The organism is Pseudomonas sp. ADAK18 (genome assembly GCF_012935695.1).
Taxonomy (GTDB): Bacteria; Pseudomonadota; Gammaproteobacteria; order Pseudomonadales; family Pseudomonadaceae; genus Aquipseudomonas.
The window spans coordinates 2,019,047-2,039,545 of the sequence record NZ_CP052859.1 but is presented as its reverse complement, the minus strand read 5'-3'; the positions used below and the strand labels follow the sequence as shown (position 1 = coordinate 2,039,545).

Here is a 20,499-nt window from a genome sequence, read left to right as displayed (position 1 = left end):
CCGCCTGGGGCCTTCCCCAGGCTTGCCGCAGCCGCCCGGTTATTTCTCCAGTACCACCAATGGCAGGTCTTTCTTGACGATATAGGTCGCCAGTTCCGATCCCTTGGTGGCACCGACATTCTTCGCCACATGAGCAATGCCCGCTGGAATCAGCAACGAATCACCGGCTTTGAGGATGACCGTAGGCCGTCCATCAAGCTGATACTCGAACGTGCCCGCCAGTACGTGGGCCACTTCGACCCCAGGGTGAGCATGCTTGGGCGACGTTACGCCCGGATCGAAATCCACACGCACCTGGATCACTTCGCGACCGGCTACATCAAGGTCGCCCCGCGTCAGGTCAGTACGGTGCAGCCCGGCCTGCCAGTTTTGCGGTGGTTGTTTGTCTTCGGCATGGCACAGGTTCGTGAAGGTGGCAAGGGCCAAGGCGATACCGAGGATGGCACGGGGACGAGTCATTGCAGTTCTCCGGTGAGTGCACGAATGCGGTGAGCTCATTAGGAAGCTTGCATGTATCCCCAGGGTGTCAGCATGCCCAGGGTTTTGTATGTCACCGTGGCTGCGCGCAAGGTAGATACGTAGCGATACACACCGACCAAGGGTGCCCCGTACGCAAAAAATACCCACGCGCGCCCTTCGGCTGTTATGGTGCCGCGCTTGAAAAGCCAGCCGCCGACTTGCAAGGAATAGGACGTTGAACACTGACGAAAAAATGACTGGGGACCTGTTTGAAGTGGACAAGCGTCTGTCGCTCAAGCCCGTGGTGGACTTCAACAGCTACCTGATTGCCGCCTTCGCCGCAGGCCCCTGCGCCTGCATACGCTGCGTGGCCAGCAGCGGCGACGAGACCGGTTACGAATTCCAGCACACCTTCGACTTCCAGGGCCAAACGGCCAACCGCCGCTTCGCCTCCACCGCCGGCAGCGATGTGCTGCTGATGCTGAAAAAAGCCTGGTTGTCCTACACCAAGGCCGAATTGCCCCTGAGCGGCACCCTGGAACTGGCGACGGTGAAGGAATTTGTTGAGCCGCAATTGCACAAACAGTTGTTGCCGCTGTTGGTGGCCAGTGGGCTGGTCAAGGATGTGGATGGAGCGTTACAGATCCAGCCGCAAGCCGCTGGCTGACAACCCGGCGTTATCACACCGGGTAACCCCGGATGAAGTGAGCAGCCTGATCCAGCGGTTTTTAAATCGGGTCGGCGGGCCAGCCCTAACGTCGGCCAGTTAATGAAATAGAGCGTGCAATAATTAACCTGTGGCGAGGGAGCTTGCTCCCGTTGGGCTGCGTAGCAGCCCCGAGAAGGTCTCTGAGTTCTTTCCGGTAGACCGCAATCACTTTATCAGGATCGCTTCGCGACCCAACGCGGGCAAGCCCGCTCGCCACAGGGACCGAGTTCAACCTTAATTGAGCTGTATCAGGTATATCCGCTCACCTTAGGACAACCGTCCTTAACTGACGGGCGAAGCTGGTGCCAGTCCCAACTCCCCTCGCCCATCCACAGGCGTTACCACCGCACTGCCAATGGCCACAAAATCTTCCTTGCGCAAAATCACCAGGGCGATCAGCGACACCACGCCCGTGCCTACATAAAAGTACCAGGGCGACGTGATGTCGCCGGTGGCCTTGATCAGCCAGGTGGAAATCAGCGGCGCACTGCCACCGAATACCGCCACCGGGACGTTGTAGGCCACGGCAATACCGGTGGAGCGGATGCGTGTGGGCAGCAGTTCACTCATCAGCGCGTAGGTCGACGAAGCGTACAGCCCGAACAGGATCGCCACCGCCATCAGCGGGAAGAAGAACGAGGTGGCCGTCGCCGTCGGGGCTGACTTGAACAGCCAAAACATCGCCAACGTGGCCAGCGTACCAATCACCAGCAAGAACGGCTTACGCCCGTACTTGTCGGTAAACGCGCCACCAAACGGCATCACAAAGGCCGCCGAAAAACTGGCGACAAACACGTAGAGCAGCGTGGTGCCGCTTTCGAACTTGAGGATTTTCGACATATAGGTCGAGGCGAAGGTCAGTACCAGATAGAAGATCGAGCTGTGCAGGGTGATGATGAAGAACACCAGGGCAATCGCCCGTTTCCACTGCCAGACTTCCCGCAGTGGCGCCCGGGAGGTCTGTCCTGCGCGCTGCAAGGCAAGAAACTCGGGGCTGTCTTCCAGCTTGAGGCGGATGTACATGGAGATCATGCCCAAGGGCGCGGCGATCAGGAACGGAATGCGCCAGGCCCACTCTTGCATCAGCTCGGCGCCGAGGATCCAGGTCATGCCGTTGGCCACGGCGCCCCCGACCAGCAGGCCGAGTACCGCCGTCACCATCAGCCAGCAGGTAGCGAACCCACGTCGACCGGGGCCGGCGTATTCGGAGATGAAGCTGGTCACCGTGCCGATTTCACCACCCGCCGAGAAGCCCTGCACGCAACGCACCAGTACCAACAGGATGGGCGCGGCGATCCCAATGCTGGCGTAGGTCGGCAACAGACCCAGCAGGCAGGTCGAACCGGTCATCATCACCAGCACAGTGATCAGGGTCTTGCGCCGGCCGATCTTGTCCGCCAGCGGGCCGAAGAACAGCCCACCCAGAGGTCGGATGAAAAAGCTCAGGGCAAAGGCGGCGAAGCTCGCCAGCAGGCTGGTGGTGGGGTCGTCGGAAACGAAGAAAGCCTGGCCGATGTACACGGCGAGAAAACCATAGACGCCGTAGTCGTACCACTCGATCAGGTGACCGGAGGTGGCACCGATAAACGCACGGCGCCGCTTGCGGGCCGTGTCCTGCTGTTGAATGCCCATCTAAAGGACTCCTGTCTGATGTCTGTCCATGGAAAACGCTTCAGGGAACGGCGGTAATGCTCGTGTCTTTCAACCACTGCCGCAATTGTGTCTTGAGAACCTTGCCGTAGCTGTTCTTCGGCAAATCGCTACGAAACAGGTACTTCTTGGGTTTTTTGAACGAGGCCATGCGCTCGATAAACCAGGCGTTGAGCAGCGCTTCATTGAGCGCCTGTGCGTCCCGGGAAACCACAAAGGCTACCACTGACTCGCCCCACTGCGCATCCGGCTCACCGACCACGCAGACTTCAAACACATCGGGGTGCTGCGCCAGCACTTCCTCGACTTCCCGGGGGTACACATTGCTGCCGCCGGTGATGATCACATCCTTGGAGCGATCGGTGAGCGTCAGGTAGCCGGCCGGGTCCATAAAGCCGATGTCGCCGGTCAATAGCCACCCATCCACCAGGGTCTGGCGGGTGGCTGTTTCGTTATGCCAATAGCCCTGCATCACGGTGGCGCCACGCACGGCGATTTCTCCGCGCTCGCCGCAAGGCACAGGGCTGTGGGTTGCATCCAGAATGCGGATTTCCACGCAGGATTGCGCCTGCCCAACAGACCCCGCCAGCGTGGCCCAATCCGACCGTTGCCGGTCAGCGATCAGTTCGCGTGGCAAGACACTGATGGTCATCGGGCTCTCGCCCTGGCCATAGATCTGCACCAGGCGCGGGCCAAAGCTTTCGACGGCATCCATCAGGTCGGCCAGGTACATCGGGCCGCCGCCGTAGACAATGGTCTTGATCCCCTCGCCTGCGTATTCCTGGCGACGCGCCTGTTCCACCATGCGCTTGACCATGGTCGGCGCGGCGAACAACGAGACATTACCCAGCTCCGCCGCCAGCCCGAACAGCTCGACGGCATCAAAACCACGGGACTCAGGGACCACATGGCGTGCGCCGCAGCGCACATGGATAAAGTTGTAGAGACCGGCGCCATGGGACATCGGCGCGGCATACACCGCGGCGTCCCCGGCGTTGACCGGGTCCACGTCCGTGGCGTAGCACAGCGACATGGCGATCAGGTTGCCGTGGGACAGCATCACGCCCTTGGACCGCCCGGTGGTGCCGGAGGTGTAGAACAGCCACGCCAGGTCGTGATCCTGACGAATGCAGGGGAATTCCAGCCCTGAATCGCCGGCGCTGTCCGGCGGCGTTCGTCCGTCCAACTCGCGGCATTCGGCGGGTAAACCCTGGGATGAAAACACCTGGCCGCCGTCGGTAAAGATCAACCGGGCCTCGGCATTTTCGGCGATCCAGGCGGCTTCGCCAGGGTGCAGCTTGCTGTTGACCGGCACCGCCACTGCACCGACCCACCAGATGGCGTAGAGCAGTTCCAGGTATTCACAACAGTTCTTCATCAACAGCGCCACATGGTCGCCCGGCACAATGCCGTGAACGTCCATCAGGTGCGCGGCACGTTGACGAACGCGGGTGGCAAAGGTGGCGTAGTCGGCGATTTGGCGGGCGCCTTCAAACAGCGCCGGGCGTTGCGGGTAACGGCGGCTGGTATCGTGCAGCCAATTGGCGATGTTCATCCTCAGCTCCGGCGTACTTGCAGCACCGAGGCATAGTTGGCGACCGCCATCCCACCCATATTGAACACCAGGCCGAACTCGGGGTTGGGCACCGACAGGCCAATGGGCTCCCCCGTCAATTGACGAAACGCCAGGGCATGCATCGAGACTCCAGTGGCGCCCACCGGATGCCCTTTGGCCTTGAGCCCGCCGGACAGGTTCACCGGCAAGCGCCCGCCAGCGCGCACCACACCGGAATCCAACGCCCGATGCCCTTCGCCCTTGGGCGCCAGGCCCATGGCTTCGTAGATCAGCAGTTCAGCGATGGTGAAGCAGTCGTGGACTTCGGCAAAACTCAGGTCTGCCAGGGTCACATTGGCCCCGCGCAAGGCCGAGTGAATCGCCCGCTGCGGGCCGTCAAACGCAAGGATGTCGCGCTGGGCAATCGGCAGGAAATCGTTGACCTGGGCCATCGTACGAATCTGCACGTCACGCCGAAACAGCCGGGCACGCTTGGGCGAGGCCAGGATGATGGCGGCGGCACCGTCGCTGATCAATGAGCAATCCGTCAGGCGCAGGGAGTCCGCCACATACGGGTTGCTCTGAGAGACGTTGTTGCAATGCTCAAAATCCATGACCTTGCGCATCTGCGCCAAAGGATTGGCCATGGCATTGGAGTGGTTCTTGGTGGCGATGGCCGCCATTGAAGCCATCGGGCAATGGTAGCGCTCGGCGTACTGCCGCGAGGCCATGCCGAACAACTGCGGGAAACTCAAGCCGGCTTCGGCCGCATCATTCTGGTAACCGGCACCGGCCAGCGCCCGGGTGACCTCGGCGGTGGAGTTGCCGGTCATCTTTTCCGCGCCCACCACCAGTACCAGTTCGGCTGAGCCGGAGAGAATTGCGTTGATCCCCGCCTGAATCGCCGCCGAACCCGAGGCACAGGCGTTCTCACAGCGGGTGGCCGGCTTGAACCGCAGGCCGGGATCGGCTTGCAGCATCAGCGAGGCGGGAAAACCGTCAGGGACCATCCCCGAGTTGAAGTGCCCGAGAAACAGCGCATCGATCTCCGAGGCGTCAATGGCCGCGTCCGCCAGGGCCTCGCGGGTAACCTGGACGATCAGATCTTCCAGCTTGGCACCGTCCAGGCGGCCAAAACGGGAGTGACCGGCAGCAACAATCGATACGCAATCAACAGGCATGTTTAATTTCTTCTTCTCTTGGCTCGAACTTTCCCTACAATGAACTACCGTGCCAATTTCCCGCTAGTTCGTGCAACTACTTACATGGGTAAGTAGCCGCTGCGACAGGCGGCGTTCGCCATGGCCGGATTCAACCTGAGGCAGGATGCCCGATGACCGTCTTTGCACAACAACTCCAAGACATCGAATGCCTGGCGTTCAAGGTGTCGCCCGCCCCGCAACTGATCACCAGCCACCGGGCGATACTCGACTGCAATGAAGCCTTCCTGCAGTTGTTCGGCTATCAGCGCGACGAGCTGCTCAATCAGTTGACCCTGCTGATCTACCCCTCCCAAGCCGACTACCACGCCATCGGCAAGCGCAGCCTCGACTGGTTGCACAACAGCCCCAGCGACTCCTATTCCGATGAGCGCTTCATGCAACACAAGAACGGCGAGGTGTTCTGGGCCAAGTCCCATGGCTACACCCTGACCCCGGACGACCCGTTCAAGCTGATGGTCTGGCACTTCGAGCGCCTGAACCGCACGCACCACGGCACCGGCGACCTCACACCCCGGGAACGGGAAATCGCGATGCTCATCGTCAACGGGCTGAAGTCCAAGGAAATCGCTAAACAACTGGAAATCTCCCACCGCACCGTGGAAGTCCACCGGGCGCGCCTGATGAAGAAAATGCAGGCGAAAAACATTGTCGAGTTGGTGTCGAAGATCATTTTTGTCAGCTGAGCGTGGGCGCTTATGCACCCTTGTCTGGGCCATTTATAGCCAACGATTACAACCCCCGGGTCCTGCGGTAGCTACGCTGAACTTCGCTTAAACGGAGTTCTCGCAAGCGTCTATCTTAAAGGACTAACAAAATGGCTCAATTCGATCGTTCCACCGCCTCGTCTAAACACCCGTCAACCCCGCCCCGTGTAGAGAGCACTCGATCCAACCTCCTCACCCTCGATAACGCCGGCCCTGTGCAGATGGGGTTCTGGGTGCCCAACCGGGTGTGGGCCACCGCCAAGTTCCTGGTGCCCCTGCGCGACTTCATCGCCGCCAAGAAGAAAGCCGGCACGCTCACGCCGATGCGCCCGCAACTCATCGAATTCAAGCGCTGGGTGACCACCAACAGCGTGTACCGCATGTGGGTGATGTCGATGATCGACCAGTCCAATGCCTACGTCCTGACCCTGGACCCCGAGACCCTGGAACAGATCAAGGACCAGGACGGCGACGCCGTGTGGATCAAGGACTACGACAGTTTCTTCGAGATACTCAACGAAATCGTCACCACCTCTTCCTCGTTCAATGCCACCGCGCAGGTCGGTACGCCGATGAACGCCTTCCTGGCCATTTCCATGGCCACTGAAGCCGGCGTGGCGGTGTTTCACGACGAGACGTTCAACCAGCAATTCAAGAAGGTGCTGGACACCTGGAACACCTTCCTCAAAAGCCCCGAATCCCTCGACAAACTGGATATCAACGATCCCGAGAAAGAAGGCTCGTGGATTTCCGAGGCCGCCTGGGCCGCCGGTGTGTGGGACCAGATGGAGTGCGACCCGCAGAAGCCGGGTTATGGCTTCGATTCCTGGAACGCGTTTTTCATCCGCACATTCGTGCCCGGTGCGCGGCCTTTCCAGGGCGACCCACTGACCCAGATCGACATTGGCTGTGAGACCACGCCATGGCAATACGAAAACAATATCGCCTTCGAGACCGACTTCTGGATCAAGGACGTCAACTATTCGCTGCTGGATCTTTTTGCCGGCCAGGCACAATGGGCAGAGCCGTTTGCAGGCGGCCAGATCTATCAGGGATTTTTGTCCGCCACCCACTACCACCGCTGGAACGCGCCGCTGGACGGCACCATCCTGCGCTCATGGGTACAACCGGGCACTTACTTCGCCCAACGCCCGGCTCAGGGTGAAGGTGAAGGCACTTGGGAAGGTACCGAGTCGCAGCCCTATCTGGGACATGTGGCGGCTCGCGCTATCTTTATTTTCGAGCACGCCACCTGTGGTTATGTGGCATTGATTTGCATCGGCATGGTCGAGGTGTCGACCTGCATCATCGAGCCGCAGTTTATCGTCAACGAAGGCAGTGCCCCGGTGACGATCACTCGCGGTACGGAAATCGGCCACTTCGAGTTCGGTGGTTCGACCCACATGATGGTGTTCCAGAAAGATCGGGTGCGCCTTGAGCAATGGGCGATTGATGCGGTGGCCCACCAGAACGATCCGCAACCGACCGCCATGGGGACGGTGATTGCTACGGCGTTGGATACGCAAAAGAAAGGTCGCTAACCACTCAAACTGTGGGAGCGGGCTTGCTCGCGAAGGCCGTGGGTCAGTTAGTACATTTGGCGACTGACCCACCGCTTTAGCGAGCAAGTCGAATCGTCGCACCGCCGCTCTCACACAAGCTCGCTCCCACAGTTTGTTCTGCGGCGCTTAACGGATCACCGAAAAGCCATTGTATTGTTGTAACTGCCGATGTTATGTTTCTAACAGCTAATGCATATATGAAATCTAGATAACATCCGCTGTCACCCTTTTCGAGACCGTCATGGACAAGAACAGCTTCCAACTGACGCTGGAACAACAGTTCCCCACGCTGACGCCCACCGGCAAGCGCATTGCCACTTATCTGCTGGGCAACCTGCAGCAGTTGCCATTCGAGACCGCCGACAGCATCGCTCAGCAAGCCGGGACGACCGGCATTTCAGTAGGACGGTTCTTGCGTACCTTGGGCTATCGCAACCTCGATGACGTCAAGCAAGGCCTGCGCGGCGACACGCCCGCGTCGTGGCTGATCACTGACCGGCTGGGAGCCTTTCGCAACGAGAATGACCAGGAAGACACCCTCGACCGCTCCCTGAACCGGGAAATCGAGGCCATACAGCATGTGTATGGCCTGGCCCGCAGCCAGGCTTTCAGCGCGATCGTGCAGCAGATTGTCGAGGCCGACGCCGTGTTCATCCTCGGTATCCAATCCACCCGCGGCATCCTCAGCGCCTTCCACAGCCACCTGGAATACATCCGGCCCAAGGTCTATTACGTCGATGGCTTGTCGGGGATCTACGCCGAAACCCTGAACTCGGGTTTTGAAAAACCCTACGCGATCATTTCGGACTTCCGTGCCTACTCCGCCGTCACGCCGACGTTCTGCGAAACCGCCAACCTGCATCACCTGCCACTGGCCCTGATCACCGACCTGCAATGCCCCTGGGCCCGGGATTACGAGCTGGACCTGTTGCAATTGAAAACCGATGTCGGCCAGTTCTGGGACTCTCTGGCGCCGCTGGCCTGCCTGTTCAACTTGATTGTCTCTGCTGTCGCCGAACAGTACGGCGAGCGCCTGGATGCGCGTCTGGCGAAAAACCGCGCCCTGCAACAGGCCTTCGGCCAGTTTGAATCCTGACCCTAAAGAGGATGTGTTTGCGTGAATAACAGCCCCTTGGTAGAGATCGACCCCCAGGTGTACCCGGTGCAGATCGACCTGATCTACGCCAGCGCCGACAACCTGGCCGGCCGTGTGATCTATCGCAACAACCGTTGCCTGCTGCATGTCGACGCGGCCGCCTGCCTGCGCAAGGCCAGCCAGGCAGCGCGCCAAGCCGGGTTGACCCTGCGCATCCTGGATGCCTATCGGCCCGCGTACGCCCAACAGTTGCTCTGGCAGGTCCTGCCCGACCCCAACTACGTACGCGACCCGCGCCTTGGCTCGCATCACACCCGAGGCGTGGCCATCGACCTGACCCTGGTCGACGAACACGGCGAAGCCCTGGACATGGGCACGGCCTTCGACGCCATGGAGCCCAAGTCCCACCCGTTCTACCCCGACTTGCCGCCCCAGGTGCAACGCAATCGCCTGCTGTTGATGGGGATCATGCTGAGCGCCGGCTTCAAGGCCATCACCACCGAATGGTGGCACTACGAGCTGCCGGACGCCGAACACTTCCCCCTTATCGAGGAACCCCGCTGACCGTTTACCGCCACACCACAACAATAAGCAGCACGCCTTAGCTCCAACTGCCCGGTTATACATTTAATAAAAAACCTGACGACGTTCCCCTCATCTGATGATCAAGGAAACCGGCATGACCCTTAACACCGTGACCACCCGCAAGACCCTCGTCCTGTCCCTGTTGTGCGCCGCGCTGAGCCTTGGCGCCTGGCAATCGGCAAGCGCCGCCGCCCCCAAGGACACCCTGATGATCGGCAAGGCTGCCGACCCGCAAACCCTCGACCCCGCCGTGACCATCGACAACAACGATTGGGCGGTGACCTACCCGGCGTACCAGAAACTGGTGGCCTACAAGGTTGAAAACGGTAAAGGCAGCACCGAAGTCCAGGGCGACCTGGCCGAGAGCTGGAGCATTTCGCCAGACAATCTGGTGTGGGACTTCAAGCTCAAGCCCGGCAACAAATTCGACGATGGCGCGGCAGTGGATGCCAACGCGGTGAAGTTCTCCTTCGACCGTCTGATGAAGCTCAAGCAAGGCCCTTCCGGCGCCTTTCCAGATGACATGGCCGTCAGTGTCGTTGACCCGATGACCGTACGCTTCACCCTGACTAAACCCTATGCGCCCTTCCTCTTCACCCTCGCCCACAACGGCGCCGGCATCGTCAACCCGGACGTGGCGAAACAGGGTGACATCAACGCCTACCTGTCGACCCACACGGCCGGCTCCGGTGCGTTTCGCCTGAGCAACTGGCAGAAAGGCCAGGCCCTGACCCTGGAGCCCAACACGTACTACGCCGGGCCCAAACCCAGCCTGAACAAGGTGGTGATCAAGATCATCAGCGAAGCCTCGGTACGGCGCCTGCAACTGGAACGGGGTGACCTGGACATCATCGAGGACATGCCCGAAGACCAGCTCAGCACCCTGGCCAGCAAGCCGGGGATCGTCGTCGAAAAATTCCCGTCGCTGCGGGTAACGTACCTGTACCTGAACAACAAAAAAGCCCCGCTGGACAACCGCGACGCACGCCAGGCCATCGTCGACGCGGTGGATTACACAGGCATCGTCGACGGCATCCTCAAGGGCCAGGCCAAGTTGATGAACGGGCCGATCCCCGACGGCATGTGGGCCCACGACACCAGCCTGCCGGTGATGAAACAAGACGTGGCAGCCGCAGAGGCCAACCTCAAGAAACTGCCGCAGAAAATCAGCAACCTGAACTTTGTCTACTCGGACAAAGACGCCAACTGGGAATCCATTGGCCTGACCCTGCAAGCCGGCCTGGCGCCATTGGGGATCAACCTGAAGATGGAAAAACTGGCCAATGCCACGATGCGTGAGCGCCTGGGCAAGGGCGACTTCGATGTCGCCATCGGTTCCTGGAGCCCGGACTTCGCCGACCCCTACATGTTCATGAACTTCTGGTTCGACTCCAACCTGCAAGGGCTGGCAGGCAATCGCTCGTTCTATAGCAACCCGCAGGTGGACACACTGGTGCGTGATGCAGCGGCCAACAACGACACCGCCAAGCGCATCGAGCTGTACCAGCAAGCGCAGAAGATCGTGCTCAAGGACGCGGTCTACGCCTACCTGTATCAGAAGAACTACAGCCTGCCGATGCGTGATTCGGTGAAGGGGTATGTGTTCCATCCGATGCTGGAGCAGGTGTTTAACGTGGCGCAGATCAGTAAGTAACGCCAAGCGAGCTCTTGTGGCGAGCGGGCTTGCCCGCGTTGGGCTGCGAAGCGGCCCCAATAAGGTCACCGAGTTCTGTCAGGTAGAACTCGGTGGCTGGTTTAGGGCTGCTGCGCAACCCAACGCGGGCAAGCCCGCTCGCCACAAGCAAGCTCGCTCACCACAGATATGCCCCACACACAGCAAACCTGCTCGCCACAACGAGGAGCCCCCATGGCCTTCCTGAATATGTTGCGCAAACGCCTGCTCGGCCTGCTGTTGGTCGTGATCGGTGTTTCGCTGATCACCTTTTGCATCTCCCACCTGATCCCGGGTGACCCGGCACGGCTGATTGCCGGCGACCGGGCCAGCGATGCCATTGTCGAGAACATCCGCCATCAACTGGGCCTGGACTTGCCGCTGTATCAACAGTACGGCCGCTACATGAGTGACCTGCTGCACGGCGACCTCGGCACCTCGATCCGTACCAGCCGCCCGGTGCTGGAGGACCTGCAAGCATTCTTCCCGGCCACCCTGGAACTGGCCTTGGCCGCCCTGCTGTTGTCGGTGCTGGTGGGCGTGCCGCTGGGCGTGTTATCGGCGGTCTATCACAACCGCGCCATTGACCAGATCGCCCGCACATTGGCCGTCACCGGCATTTCCACCCCGGCGTTCTGGCTTGGGTTGGGGCTGATCGTGTTGTTCTACGGGCAACTCGGCTGGTTGCCCGGCAGCGGTCGCCTGGACGAAGGCCTGGAGCCGCCTCACACCATCACCGGGTTCTATCTGGTGGACGCGTTGCTGGCCGGTGATATCCCGCTGTTTCTTAACGCCCTGCAACACTTGATCCTGCCGGCGATCACCCTGGGCTTCGTCAACCTCGGTGTAGTGGCGCGGCAGATCCGCTCGGCGATGCTGGATCAGTTGGGCGAAGACTATATCCGCACCGCGCGCGCCTACGGTCTGTCACGTTGGGCGGTGATTCTGCGGCATGCGCTGCCCAACGCGCTGATTCCCTCGGTCACCGTCCTCGGCCTGACCCTCGGCGACTTGCTCTACGGCGCCGTGCTTACCGAAACCGTGTTCGCCTGGCCCGGCATGGGCGCCTATGTGGTCAAGTCGATCCAGTCCCTGGATTTCCCGGCGGTGATGGGCTTCGCGATCCTGGTGTCGTTTATTTATGTGCTGCTGAACATGGCGATCGACCTGCTGTACCGGGTGATCGATCCGCGTATTGGCGAGGTGAATTGAAATGACCACGCCTGTGACTATCCCACTGCCCGTGCCCTTGGCCCAACGCCCGACCCTGCACGCGCGCCTGGCGTACCTGGCTTATCAAGTGCGACGCAGCCCGCTGACCATTGCCGGCCTGACCATCACCCTGATCGTACTGATCTGCATGGCTTTCGCGCCGTGGCTGGCCAGCCATGACCCCAACGCCCTGAACCTGGCCCAACGCCTGGCTGCGCCCTCGGCCGAGCACTGGTTCGGCACCGATGAAGTGGGCCGCGACCTGTTCAGCCGTGTATTGCATGGCAGCCGTCAATCGGTGGGCGTCGGCCTGTTCGTGGCGTTTGCCTCGTGCCTGGCGGGCGGCCTGTTGGGCTGTCTGTCGGGCATCATCGGAGGGCGTTTCGACGGCCTGATCATGCGCTTGATGGATATCATGCTTTCGGTGCCGTCTCTGGTGCTGATCATGGCGCTGGCCGCCGCCCTGGGCCCGAGCCTGTTCAATGCGATGCTGGCGATCACCGTGGTGCGCATTCCGTTCTACGTGCGTCTGGCCCGCGGCCAGGCCTTGAGTATTCGCCAGATGGGCTACGTCAAGGCATCCCAGACCTTCGGTGCAGGGCGCTGGCATATCGTCTCCTGGCACGTGGGCCGCAACGCCATGCCACCCTTGCTGGTGCAACTGAGCCTGGACATCGGCAGCGCCATCCTCATGGCCTCGGCCCTCGGTTTTATCGGCCTGGGCGCACAACAGCCCACCGCCGAATGGGGCGCTATGGTCGCCACCGGGCGTAATTTCATCCTCGACAACTGGTGGTACTCGACCTTCCCGGGGCTGGCGATCCTGATCACCGCTACCGGTTTCAACCTGCTGGGTGACGGTGTGCGTGACCTGCTTGATCCACGGCAACAGGGGAAATGAGCATGTCCAGTCCAGCGGTCCTCGCCATCGACAACCTGAGCCTGGAATTCCCGGCTTACCGCAACAACGTCCAGGCCCTTAACGGTGTGTCACTGCACGTCAATCCCGGCGAAATCGTCGGCGTGGTGGGTGAGTCCGGTTCGGGTAAATCGGTCACCGCGATGCTCAGCTTGCGCCTGCTGCCGGAGCGCAGTTACCGGATCACCCAGGGCAGCTTGCACATGCTCGGCCGCGATATGCTTGGCGCCCAGGAAAAAGACCTGTTGCAGGTCCGTGGCCGTGACGCGGCGATGATCTTCCAGGAGCCGATGACCGCCCTCAACCCCACGCGGCGCATCGGCCGGCAGATGCTCGACGTGATCATCCACCACCAGCGCCTGAGCAAGGCCGAGGCGCGCGCCAAAGCCATCGCCCTGCTCAAGGACATGCACATCGCCGACCCCGAGCAGATCCTCGACAGCTACCCCTTCGAACTGTCCGGCGGCATGCGTCAGCGGGTGATGATTGCCCTGGCGTTTTCCTGCGATCCGCAACTGCTGATCGCCGACGAGCCGACCACCGCCCTCGACGTCACGGTACAGCGCCAGGTGTTGTTGCTGCTGCGGGAAAAGGCACGCCAACGCGGCACGGCGATCTTGCTGATCACCCACGACATGGCGGTGGTCTCGCAGTTCTGTGACCGGGTGTACGTGATGTACACCGGCGCCGTGGTCGAAGAAGGCCCCACCGCCCACGTCATGGGCGATCCCCGGCATCCCTACACCCAAGGCTTGCTCAGCGGCCTGCCGGAGCAGGTGCAACCCGGCGAAGACCTGCTGACCATCCCCGGCCAAGTGCCCAACCTGGCCGCCCTGCCCTCGGGCTGCACCTTTCGCGAACGCTGCCCCCAGGCCATGACCCAATGTGCCGAACGCCCGCGCCTTAACCCGATCGATCCGGCCCACCTGCGCAAAAGTGCGTGCTGGCTGTCCGCCAAGGAGTCTGTGTGATGACGGTTTCCCAAGAGCCCTTGCTGACCCTGCGGGACGTGCAGGTGAAGTTCCCGGTAAAAAACGACTGGCTGGGCCGCCCTCGTGGTTATGCCCATGCCCTTAACGGCATCGACTTGCAGGTATGCCCAGGTGAAACCCTGGGCATTGTCGGCGAATCCGGCTGCGGCAAAAGCACCCTCGCCCAACTGCTGATGGGCCTGGTGGCGCCCAGCGGCGGCGAGGTGGACTGGGTCTACAGCTCCGCCCGGGAGCGTCATCGCCATGTGCAGATCGTATTCCAGGACCCGCAATCGTCCCTCGACCCGCGCCTGCCGATCTGGAAGATCATCACCGAACCGCTGTTCGCCCTGGGTGACACGCCCAGACGCGAAATGCGCGCCATCGCCGCCAAAGTGGCCGAGCAAGTGGGCATTCGCGCCGAGTACCTGGACCGCTACCCGCACCAGTTCTCCGGCGGGCAACGGCAACGGATCGCCATTGCCCGGGCCCTGGCGTCGAACCCGAGCATTCTGGTGCTCGACGAACCGACCTCGGCCCTGGACATCTCGGTGCAGGCGCAGATCCTCAACCTGTTAGCGCAGTTGCAACGGCGGTTGGGCCTGACCTATATCCTGATCTCCCACAACGTTTCGGTCGTGCGGCACATGGCTGACCGGGTGGCGGTGATGTACCTGGGGCAGATTGTGGAGCTGGGGGATGCCGAGCAGGTGCTGGGGCAGCCGCGGCATCCGTATACGCAGTTGTTGCTGGAGGCAGTGCCGAAGTTGGGGGTGGCGCTGGATGATGCGTATGTCAGTGCGGCAACGGAACTGCCGGGGAATCGGGTGTTGCCCAGTGGGTGTTTTTTTCTGGAGCGGTGTTCGAGGCGTACTCAGGGGTGTGAGAAGCCGCAACGGCTGGCAGGAAGTGTGCACCAGCAGGTGCGGTGTCATTTGGAGCTTTGAGTGGGGGCATATCCGTTGATGCGGTGATGGCGGCTATTGGTTCCGCTTTTACAGCGGGTCACTTTTGGAAAAGAGCCCCAAAAGTAACCAAAAGGGCTCTTGCCCCACCACTTGGTGCCTCGCTTTGGCTCGGCATGCCCTCACTCCGGCATTACTCCGTGGGCCGCCGCGACGGGCCATCCATGGCCCAACGCGGCTATCCCGGCATCCATGCCGGGATACCCACTCCGTAATGCCTGCGTTCGGCCAGCGTGGTTTAACGGGGCGCCTAAGATCAAGATCAAAAGCAGATCAAGGACACAGCGGCCTACCGGCCGGCTTGAGTGGTGTGAAGCAAGGGCAAGATCAAAAGCGGGCACGGTCTACTGTGGGAGCTGGCTTGCCTGCGATGCAGGCAACTCGGTCTTTCAGGAACACCGAGGTGATGCCATCGCAGGCAAGCCAGCTCCCACAGAAAAGCAGATCTGCTTTCGCTCTGGCCCTTGCCCCGAAGTCAGCGGTCTTTTGATCTGGCTTGTGATTTTGATCTGAGGCGCCCCGTTAAACCACGCTGGCCGGAATTCGACATTGATTTGGGGGGTAAACCGGCAGGACGCCGGTTTAGCCGCCCTCGGCCATGGATGGCCGATGGCGGCGGCCCCCCAAATCAATGTCGGATTACGGGCACACCGAGCCTGAGCGAGGTGCCGAGTGGTGGGGCAAGAGCGCTTTGGTTACTTTCGCGCTTTTCGAAAGTGACCCGCTGTAAGAGCGGAACCATAAGCCGCCATGACCACAACAACGGATATGTACTCAATACCCCCACCCCGGCTCCCCTTCAAACCCCTCAAACAACTCAAATATCGTCTCCCTGACCTTCTCCACCGCATTACTCTGCACCCCCGTATCCGGCCAGCACAACGACAACTCCCGCGTAAACAACCGATGATCAATCCGCGCCAGCTTCAGCCTGCATTGCTCCAACTCCACATGCGCTGCAGCCCAAGGCAACACCGTCACCCCCAACCTCGCCAACACCGCCGAAAACAACAGGTCCGTCGAGTTCGCCTCAAACTCCACCTCAAACGGCAACCCCGCCTCCTGCATGGCCGCATCAACCCGGCTGCGAATGGTGTTCGGCGCACACGGCAACACCAGCGGCATCTGCGCCAAGGCATCAATACTTACCGGCCCATCAGGCAGCAAAAACTCAGGCCACGCCACCAGGTACAGAATCTCACTGAGCAACCGCCGCGACGCCACACCACGCGTCGGTACCCCATCGACAATCACCGCCATCGCTACCCGACCTACGGTGATCAACCCTCCAAGTTCAGCACTCGGCGCATCGATCAACTCCAGCTTGATCCCCGGATAACGACTGCGAATGGTCCGGGCCAAGGGAATCGCCAGCATCCGCGCCGTGCTCGACGGCATGCCCACTGAAACCTTGCCCTGCGGGTATTCAGCATCCTGACGCAGCAGTTCCCGGGTACCGTCGGCCTGGCGCAATAACTCAATGGCATGCCGATACAAGGTTTGCCCCGCCGCAGTCGGCACCACGCCATGCACGCTCCGTTCGAGCAGTTGCATGTCCATGTCCCGCTCCAGATTGCGCATCTGCTGGCTGATGGCCGGCTGGGCGATGTGCAGGGCTTCGCTGGCGCGGGTGATGTTGGCGCACTCGACCACCTTGATGAAGTACCGCAGCTGGCGCAGGTCCATGGGAGCCTCCTGAAAAATTCGACTCTATATAAAGATCCGATGGAACCAAAGGAATTTCATATTTGTGGCTTATGGGTCACGGGGCATAGATTGATTTCACAATAAACGAAGCGCCTCGCCGCGCTTCTATAGGCCCGATCAGGGTCAATGGGAGATCGTCATGTCCAAAGCGTTAACCGCATCGGCAACGAGCATAAAACCACTCAAAACACCCCTGTCCCGCGAACAGATTCGCGGCTTCTGGGCGGTGTACCTGGGCTGGGTCCTGGATGGCGTGGACTCGGTGATCTTTGCCCTGGTGCTGATTCCTGCCCTCACCGAATTGCTGCCCAACTCGGGCCTCGCCCCCACGCCCGCCAACATCGCCATGTACGGCTCGATCATGTTTGGGTTGTTCCTGGTGGGTTGGGGCCTCTCATTCATCTGGGGGCCGCTGGCGGACCGGTTCGGGCGGGTCAAAGTGCTGGCCGCGAGCATCCTGGTGTATTCGTTGTTTACCGGCGCGGCGGCGTTCTCCGACAACATCTGGCAGTTGGCGATTTTCCGTTTGATCGCTGGGATCGGCGTCGGTGGCGAATGGGCCCTGGCCGGTACGTATGTGGCCGAGAGCTGGCCGGAAGACCGGCGCAAGATGGGCGCCGGGTATTTGCAGACCGGTTACTACCTGGGCTTTTTCATTGCGGCCTTGCTCAACTACACCGTCGGCGCCACCTATGGCTGGCGGGTGATGTTTTTGTGCGGGCTGTTCCCGGCCGTCGTAGCGATCTATACCGCGTTGAAGGTCAAGGAACCCCAGCATGTTCGCCAGGTAAAACCCGCCGCGACCACACGTGCTGCGTGGTGGGAAATATTTGCCCCGGCATTCCGACGTCGCACGTTGACCAGCTCGGCCCTGGTGGGCGTAGCCATCGTCGGGCTGTGGGCCGGCTCGGTGTATGAAGCCACCGCAGTGGTCACTCTGGCGACCCGCGCCGGCATCGACCACGTGGGCGCGGTACACCTGGCCTCGATTGGTGCGGCAGTGTTGTCGTTGAGCACCATCCTCGGCTGCCTCGTCGCACCGTGGCTGGCCGAACGGGTTGGCCGACGCAAGGCGCTGGGCATTTACTTTGCCGGCATGGCAGCCTCGATCGTCTTCGCTTTCGGCTGGGTGTTCTACCTGGATAACGGCCTGCACCTGTTCATGGTGTCGTTGCTGTTCCTGGGGTTTTTCGGCGGCAACTTCGCGATCTTTTCCCTGTGGCTGCCCGAACAGTACCCCACTCGGATTCGCGCCACGGCGTTCGCCTTCAATGCTTCAGTGGGGCGTTTCATCGGTGCCGGGGTCAACTTCCTGCTGGCCGCCGCGATTCATTGGTACGGCTCCATCGGCGCACCGATCGCCTGGACGGCTGCGGCCTTTGTGTTGGGCATCCTGATCCTGCCGTTCGCCGTCGAAACCCGCCACCAGACATTGCCGCAATAACCCTGACTGGAGAAACCCATGCAAGCGTTGCAAGGCATCAAGATCATCGACCTGAGCCGCGCCCTTTCGGGACCGTTCTGCACCATGGTGCTGGCAGACCTGGGGGCCGATGTGATCAAGGTCGAGCCCGGCCCCGCCGGCGACATGAGCCGCACCTGGGGACCGTTCGACCGGGGCGTCAGTACTTATTACCTGTCGTGCAACCGCAACAAACGCGGCCTGTGCGTGGACTTCCGTTCCCCCCATGGCCTGGACACCATCCAGCAACTGATCGATGGAGCCGACGTGGTCATCGAGAACTTCAAGCCCGGCACCCTGGACAGCATGGGTTTGAGTTATGAAGTACTCAGCGCACGCAATCCACGACTGATCCTGGGCAGTATCAACGCCTTTGGCAGCGACGGACCGATGAGCAGTTGGCCGGGGTTCGACCAAATCGCCCAAGGCTATTCGGGGCTGATGAGCTTGACCGGTTTCAGCGACGGCGACCCGACCCGTACCGGCACCGCCATTGGCGACCTGACCTCGGGTATGTGGCTGGTAACCGCAGTATTAGCGGCCCTGCTGGAGCGCGAACGTACCGGACGCGGCCAACACGTCAACACCTCGCTGCTGGCCAGCCTGGTGGGCTTGCTCAGTGTGCATGGCCAGCGCTTCCTGAGCCTGGGGGATGTGCCACGGCGCACCGGCAACGCGCACTCGGTGATTGCCCCTTATGGGGTATTCCAGACCCTGGACGGGCCGCTGAACCTGGCGCCGATCACCTCGGCCATGTGGGGGCGTTTGTGTGCCCTGCTCGACCTTGCGCATCTGCCAGACGATCCGCGTTTCGCCAGCAATGAAGCCCGGGTAGAACGCCGGGACGAACTGAAAGCCATCCTCGAAAGCCGCCTGAAAACCCGCAGCAAACGGGAATGGACCGAATTGTTTATCGGCGCAGGATTGCCCGCTGGGCCGATCAATACCCTGGACGAAGTCTTCAATGACCCACAGGTGCTGCACAGCCAGTTGACCCAAACCCTCAGTCATCCCACCCTGGGTGCACTGCGCCAAGTGGTGACGCCGATTTTCAATAACACAGGTACCGCCACAAGCCGCGAACAACGTCCACCGCCCCTGCTGGGCGAGCACAGCGTGGCGGTGCTGCAAGAGGCCGGTTTCGACCCTGCGTCGATCCAGGCCCTGCTCAAAGCCAACGTTCTCTACCAACACTCAACAGGAACCGCCCAATGACTTCCAACCACGTCACGGTCCACAGGCTCGAGCCGCGCATCGCCCGTTTGGTCTTCAGCAACCCCAGCCAGCGCAACGCCCTGAGCGCGCAACTACTCAACGCTGTCGATGAAAGCCTGGCGGCCCTCGCCGAACAGCGTGTTGGCGTGGTGATCCTCGGGGCCGAAGTGGGTCAATCGGTATGGAGCGCTGGTCACGACATCGGCGAACTGTCCCACGATCGCGACCCGGTGGCCTACGGCAAACCCCTGGAGCGGGTGCTGCGCAGGATTCGCGCCTACCCCGGTGTGGTCATCGCCGCCATCTCGGGCTCCGCGTGGGGGGGCGCCGTCGACCTGGCCATGAGCTGCGACCTGGTGGTCGCCGATCACAGCGCCAGCTTTGCCATGACCCCGGCCAATATCGGCCTGCCCTACACCACCAGCGGCCTGTTGCGGTTCTTCAACAACCTGCCGATCCATGTGCTTAAGGAAATGTTCTTCTGCGCACAAAAACTGGACGCACAACGCGCCGAGCGTTTTGGCGTGATCAACCGGCTGGTGTCTACCGATACCCTGGAGTCCACCGCCCTGGAAATGGCCCAGGGCATTGCCGCCAAAGCACCGTTGGCGATCCAGGCGGTGAAGGAACAACTGCGGATTCTCGAAGACCTGCAACCCATGCCAGTGCAAGCCATGGAGCAGATTGCCGAGTTGCGGCGCCAGGCCTGTGAAAGTGCGGATTTTGGCGAGGGGTTGGCGGCGTTTGCAGAGCGTCGGCCGCCTGCGTTTGAGGGACGCTGATTTGTAGCCGCTGCCGAGGCACGAGGCTGCGATGCGTGTCCGCAGGACCGC

General features: G+C 61.2%; 18 protein-coding genes. 13 read left to right on the top strand and 5 right to left on the bottom strand.

Annotated features, from left to right (window positions below; genetic code table 11):
- Nucleotides 1-39 precede the first annotated feature (39 nt).
- Entirely contained in the window at nucleotides 40-459 is a 420-nt protein-coding gene (locus tag HKK55_RS09115; RefSeq protein WP_169354351.1) for a cupin domain-containing protein, read from the bottom strand.
- A gap of 235 nt (nucleotides 460-694) precedes the next feature.
- Here HKK55_RS09115 and HKK55_RS09110 point away from each other — a divergent pair, with 235 nt between their 5' ends.
- Nucleotides 695-1,126 (top strand): hypothetical protein, encoded by a 432-nt coding sequence (locus HKK55_RS09110; protein ID WP_169354350.1) that lies wholly within the window; start codon nucleotides 695-697, stop codon nucleotides 1,124-1,126.
- Between the two features lie 324 nt (nucleotides 1,127-1,450).
- On the opposite strand, the gene HKK55_RS09105 is transcribed toward HKK55_RS09110, so the two are convergent.
- The 3 genes from HKK55_RS09105 to HKK55_RS09095 are packed head-to-tail and all read right to left on the bottom strand — an operon-like array spanning nucleotide 1,451 to nucleotide 5,554.
- The gene (locus tag HKK55_RS09105) at nucleotides 1,451-2,800 is read right to left on the bottom strand and encodes an MFS transporter (RefSeq protein WP_169354349.1); all 1,350 of its coding nucleotides are present in this window, start codon (nucleotides 2,798-2,800) and stop codon (nucleotides 1,451-1,453) included.
- 40 nt (nucleotides 2,801-2,840) lie between these two features.
- Nucleotides 2,841-4,373, bottom strand: a complete 1,533-nt coding sequence (locus HKK55_RS09100; protein WP_169354348.1) for a class I adenylate-forming enzyme family protein — start codon at nucleotides 4,371-4,373, stop codon at nucleotides 2,841-2,843.
- Nucleotides 4,374-4,375: 2 nt separating this feature from the next.
- Complete coding sequence (locus tag HKK55_RS09095; protein WP_169354347.1) at nucleotides 4,376-5,554, bottom strand: acetyl-CoA acetyltransferase; 1,179 nt, start codon at nucleotides 5,552-5,554, stop codon at nucleotides 4,376-4,378.
- Nucleotides 5,555-5,706: 152 nt separating this feature from the next.
- Here HKK55_RS09095 and HKK55_RS09090 point away from each other — a divergent pair, with 152 nt between their 5' ends.
- From HKK55_RS09090 to HKK55_RS09050, 9 genes are all read left to right on the top strand, one after another.
- A complete protein-coding gene (locus HKK55_RS09090; protein ID WP_169354346.1) occupies nucleotides 5,707-6,279 on the top strand; it encodes a LuxR C-terminal-related transcriptional regulator in 573 nt (190 codons plus the stop codon).
- Nucleotides 6,280-6,410: 131 nt separating this feature from the next.
- Complete coding sequence (locus tag HKK55_RS09085) at nucleotides 6,411-7,841, top strand: phosphatidylserine decarboxylase family protein (protein WP_169354345.1); 1,431 nt, start codon at nucleotides 6,411-6,413, stop codon at nucleotides 7,839-7,841.
- Between the two features lie 262 nt (nucleotides 7,842-8,103).
- On the top strand, nucleotides 8,104-8,958 hold the full coding sequence (locus HKK55_RS09080; protein WP_169354344.1) for a MurR/RpiR family transcriptional regulator: 855 nt from the start codon (nucleotides 8,104-8,106) through the stop codon (nucleotides 8,956-8,958).
- 21 nt (nucleotides 8,959-8,979) lie between these two features.
- Entirely contained in the window at nucleotides 8,980-9,522 is a 543-nt protein-coding gene (ddpX, locus tag HKK55_RS09075; protein ID WP_169354343.1) for a D-alanyl-D-alanine dipeptidase, read from the top strand.
- 97 nt (nucleotides 9,523-9,619) lie between these two features.
- Nucleotides 9,620-11,197: an ABC transporter substrate-binding protein gene (locus tag HKK55_RS09070; RefSeq protein WP_169354342.1), complete on the top strand. Its 1,578-nt coding sequence runs from the start codon at nucleotides 9,620-9,622 to the stop codon at nucleotides 11,195-11,197.
- A 213-nt stretch (nucleotides 11,198-11,410) separates the two neighbouring features.
- On the top strand, nucleotides 11,411-12,427 hold the full coding sequence (locus HKK55_RS09065; RefSeq protein WP_169354341.1) for an ABC transporter permease: 1,017 nt from the start codon (nucleotides 11,411-11,413) through the stop codon (nucleotides 12,425-12,427).
- Between the two features lies 1 nt (nucleotide 12,428).
- Nucleotides 12,429-13,328 carry a D,D-dipeptide ABC transporter permease gene (gene ddpC, locus HKK55_RS09060; protein WP_169354340.1) on the top strand — a complete coding sequence of 300 codons (900 nt, stop codon included), beginning with the start codon at nucleotides 12,429-12,431 and terminating at the stop codon, nucleotides 13,326-13,328.
- Nucleotides 13,325-14,317 carry an ABC transporter ATP-binding protein gene (locus tag HKK55_RS09055; protein ID WP_169354339.1) on the top strand — a complete coding sequence of 331 codons (993 nt, stop codon included), beginning with the start codon at nucleotides 13,325-13,327 and terminating at the stop codon, nucleotides 14,315-14,317. Before ddpC ends, HKK55_RS09055 begins: the two co-directional genes overlap by 4 nt.
- Nucleotides 14,317-15,264 carry an oligopeptide/dipeptide ABC transporter ATP-binding protein gene (locus HKK55_RS09050; protein WP_169354338.1) on the top strand — a complete coding sequence of 316 codons (948 nt, stop codon included), beginning with the start codon at nucleotides 14,317-14,319 and terminating at the stop codon, nucleotides 15,262-15,264. The genes HKK55_RS09055 and HKK55_RS09050 overlap by 1 nt, the downstream gene beginning before the upstream one ends.
- A gap of 792 nt (nucleotides 15,265-16,056) precedes the next feature.
- Here HKK55_RS09050 and HKK55_RS09045 read toward each other — a convergent pair.
- Nucleotides 16,057-16,968 (bottom strand): LysR substrate-binding domain-containing protein, encoded by a 912-nt coding sequence (locus HKK55_RS09045; RefSeq protein WP_169354337.1) that lies wholly within the window; start codon nucleotides 16,966-16,968, stop codon nucleotides 16,057-16,059.
- 160 nt (nucleotides 16,969-17,128) lie between these two features.
- On the opposite strand from HKK55_RS09045, the gene HKK55_RS09040 reads away from it, so the two are divergent.
- Genes HKK55_RS09040 through scpB form a run of 3 tightly spaced genes read left to right on the top strand, consistent with a single transcriptional unit; the run spans nucleotide 17,129 to nucleotide 20,448 of the window.
- The gene (locus HKK55_RS09040; RefSeq protein ID WP_169354336.1) at nucleotides 17,129-18,433 is read left to right on the top strand and encodes an MFS transporter; all 1,305 of its coding nucleotides are present in this window, start codon (nucleotides 17,129-17,131) and stop codon (nucleotides 18,431-18,433) included.
- Nucleotides 18,434-18,451: 18 nt separating this feature from the next.
- Complete coding sequence (locus HKK55_RS09035; RefSeq protein ID WP_169354335.1) at nucleotides 18,452-19,666, top strand: CaiB/BaiF CoA-transferase family protein; 1,215 nt, start codon at nucleotides 18,452-18,454, stop codon at nucleotides 19,664-19,666.
- Nucleotides 19,663-20,448, top strand: coding sequence for a methylmalonyl-CoA decarboxylase (scpB, locus tag HKK55_RS09030; RefSeq protein WP_169354334.1), 786 nt, complete (start codon nucleotides 19,663-19,665; stop codon nucleotides 20,446-20,448). Before HKK55_RS09035 ends, scpB begins: the two co-directional genes overlap by 4 nt.
- Nucleotides 20,449-20,499 lie beyond the last annotated feature (51 nt).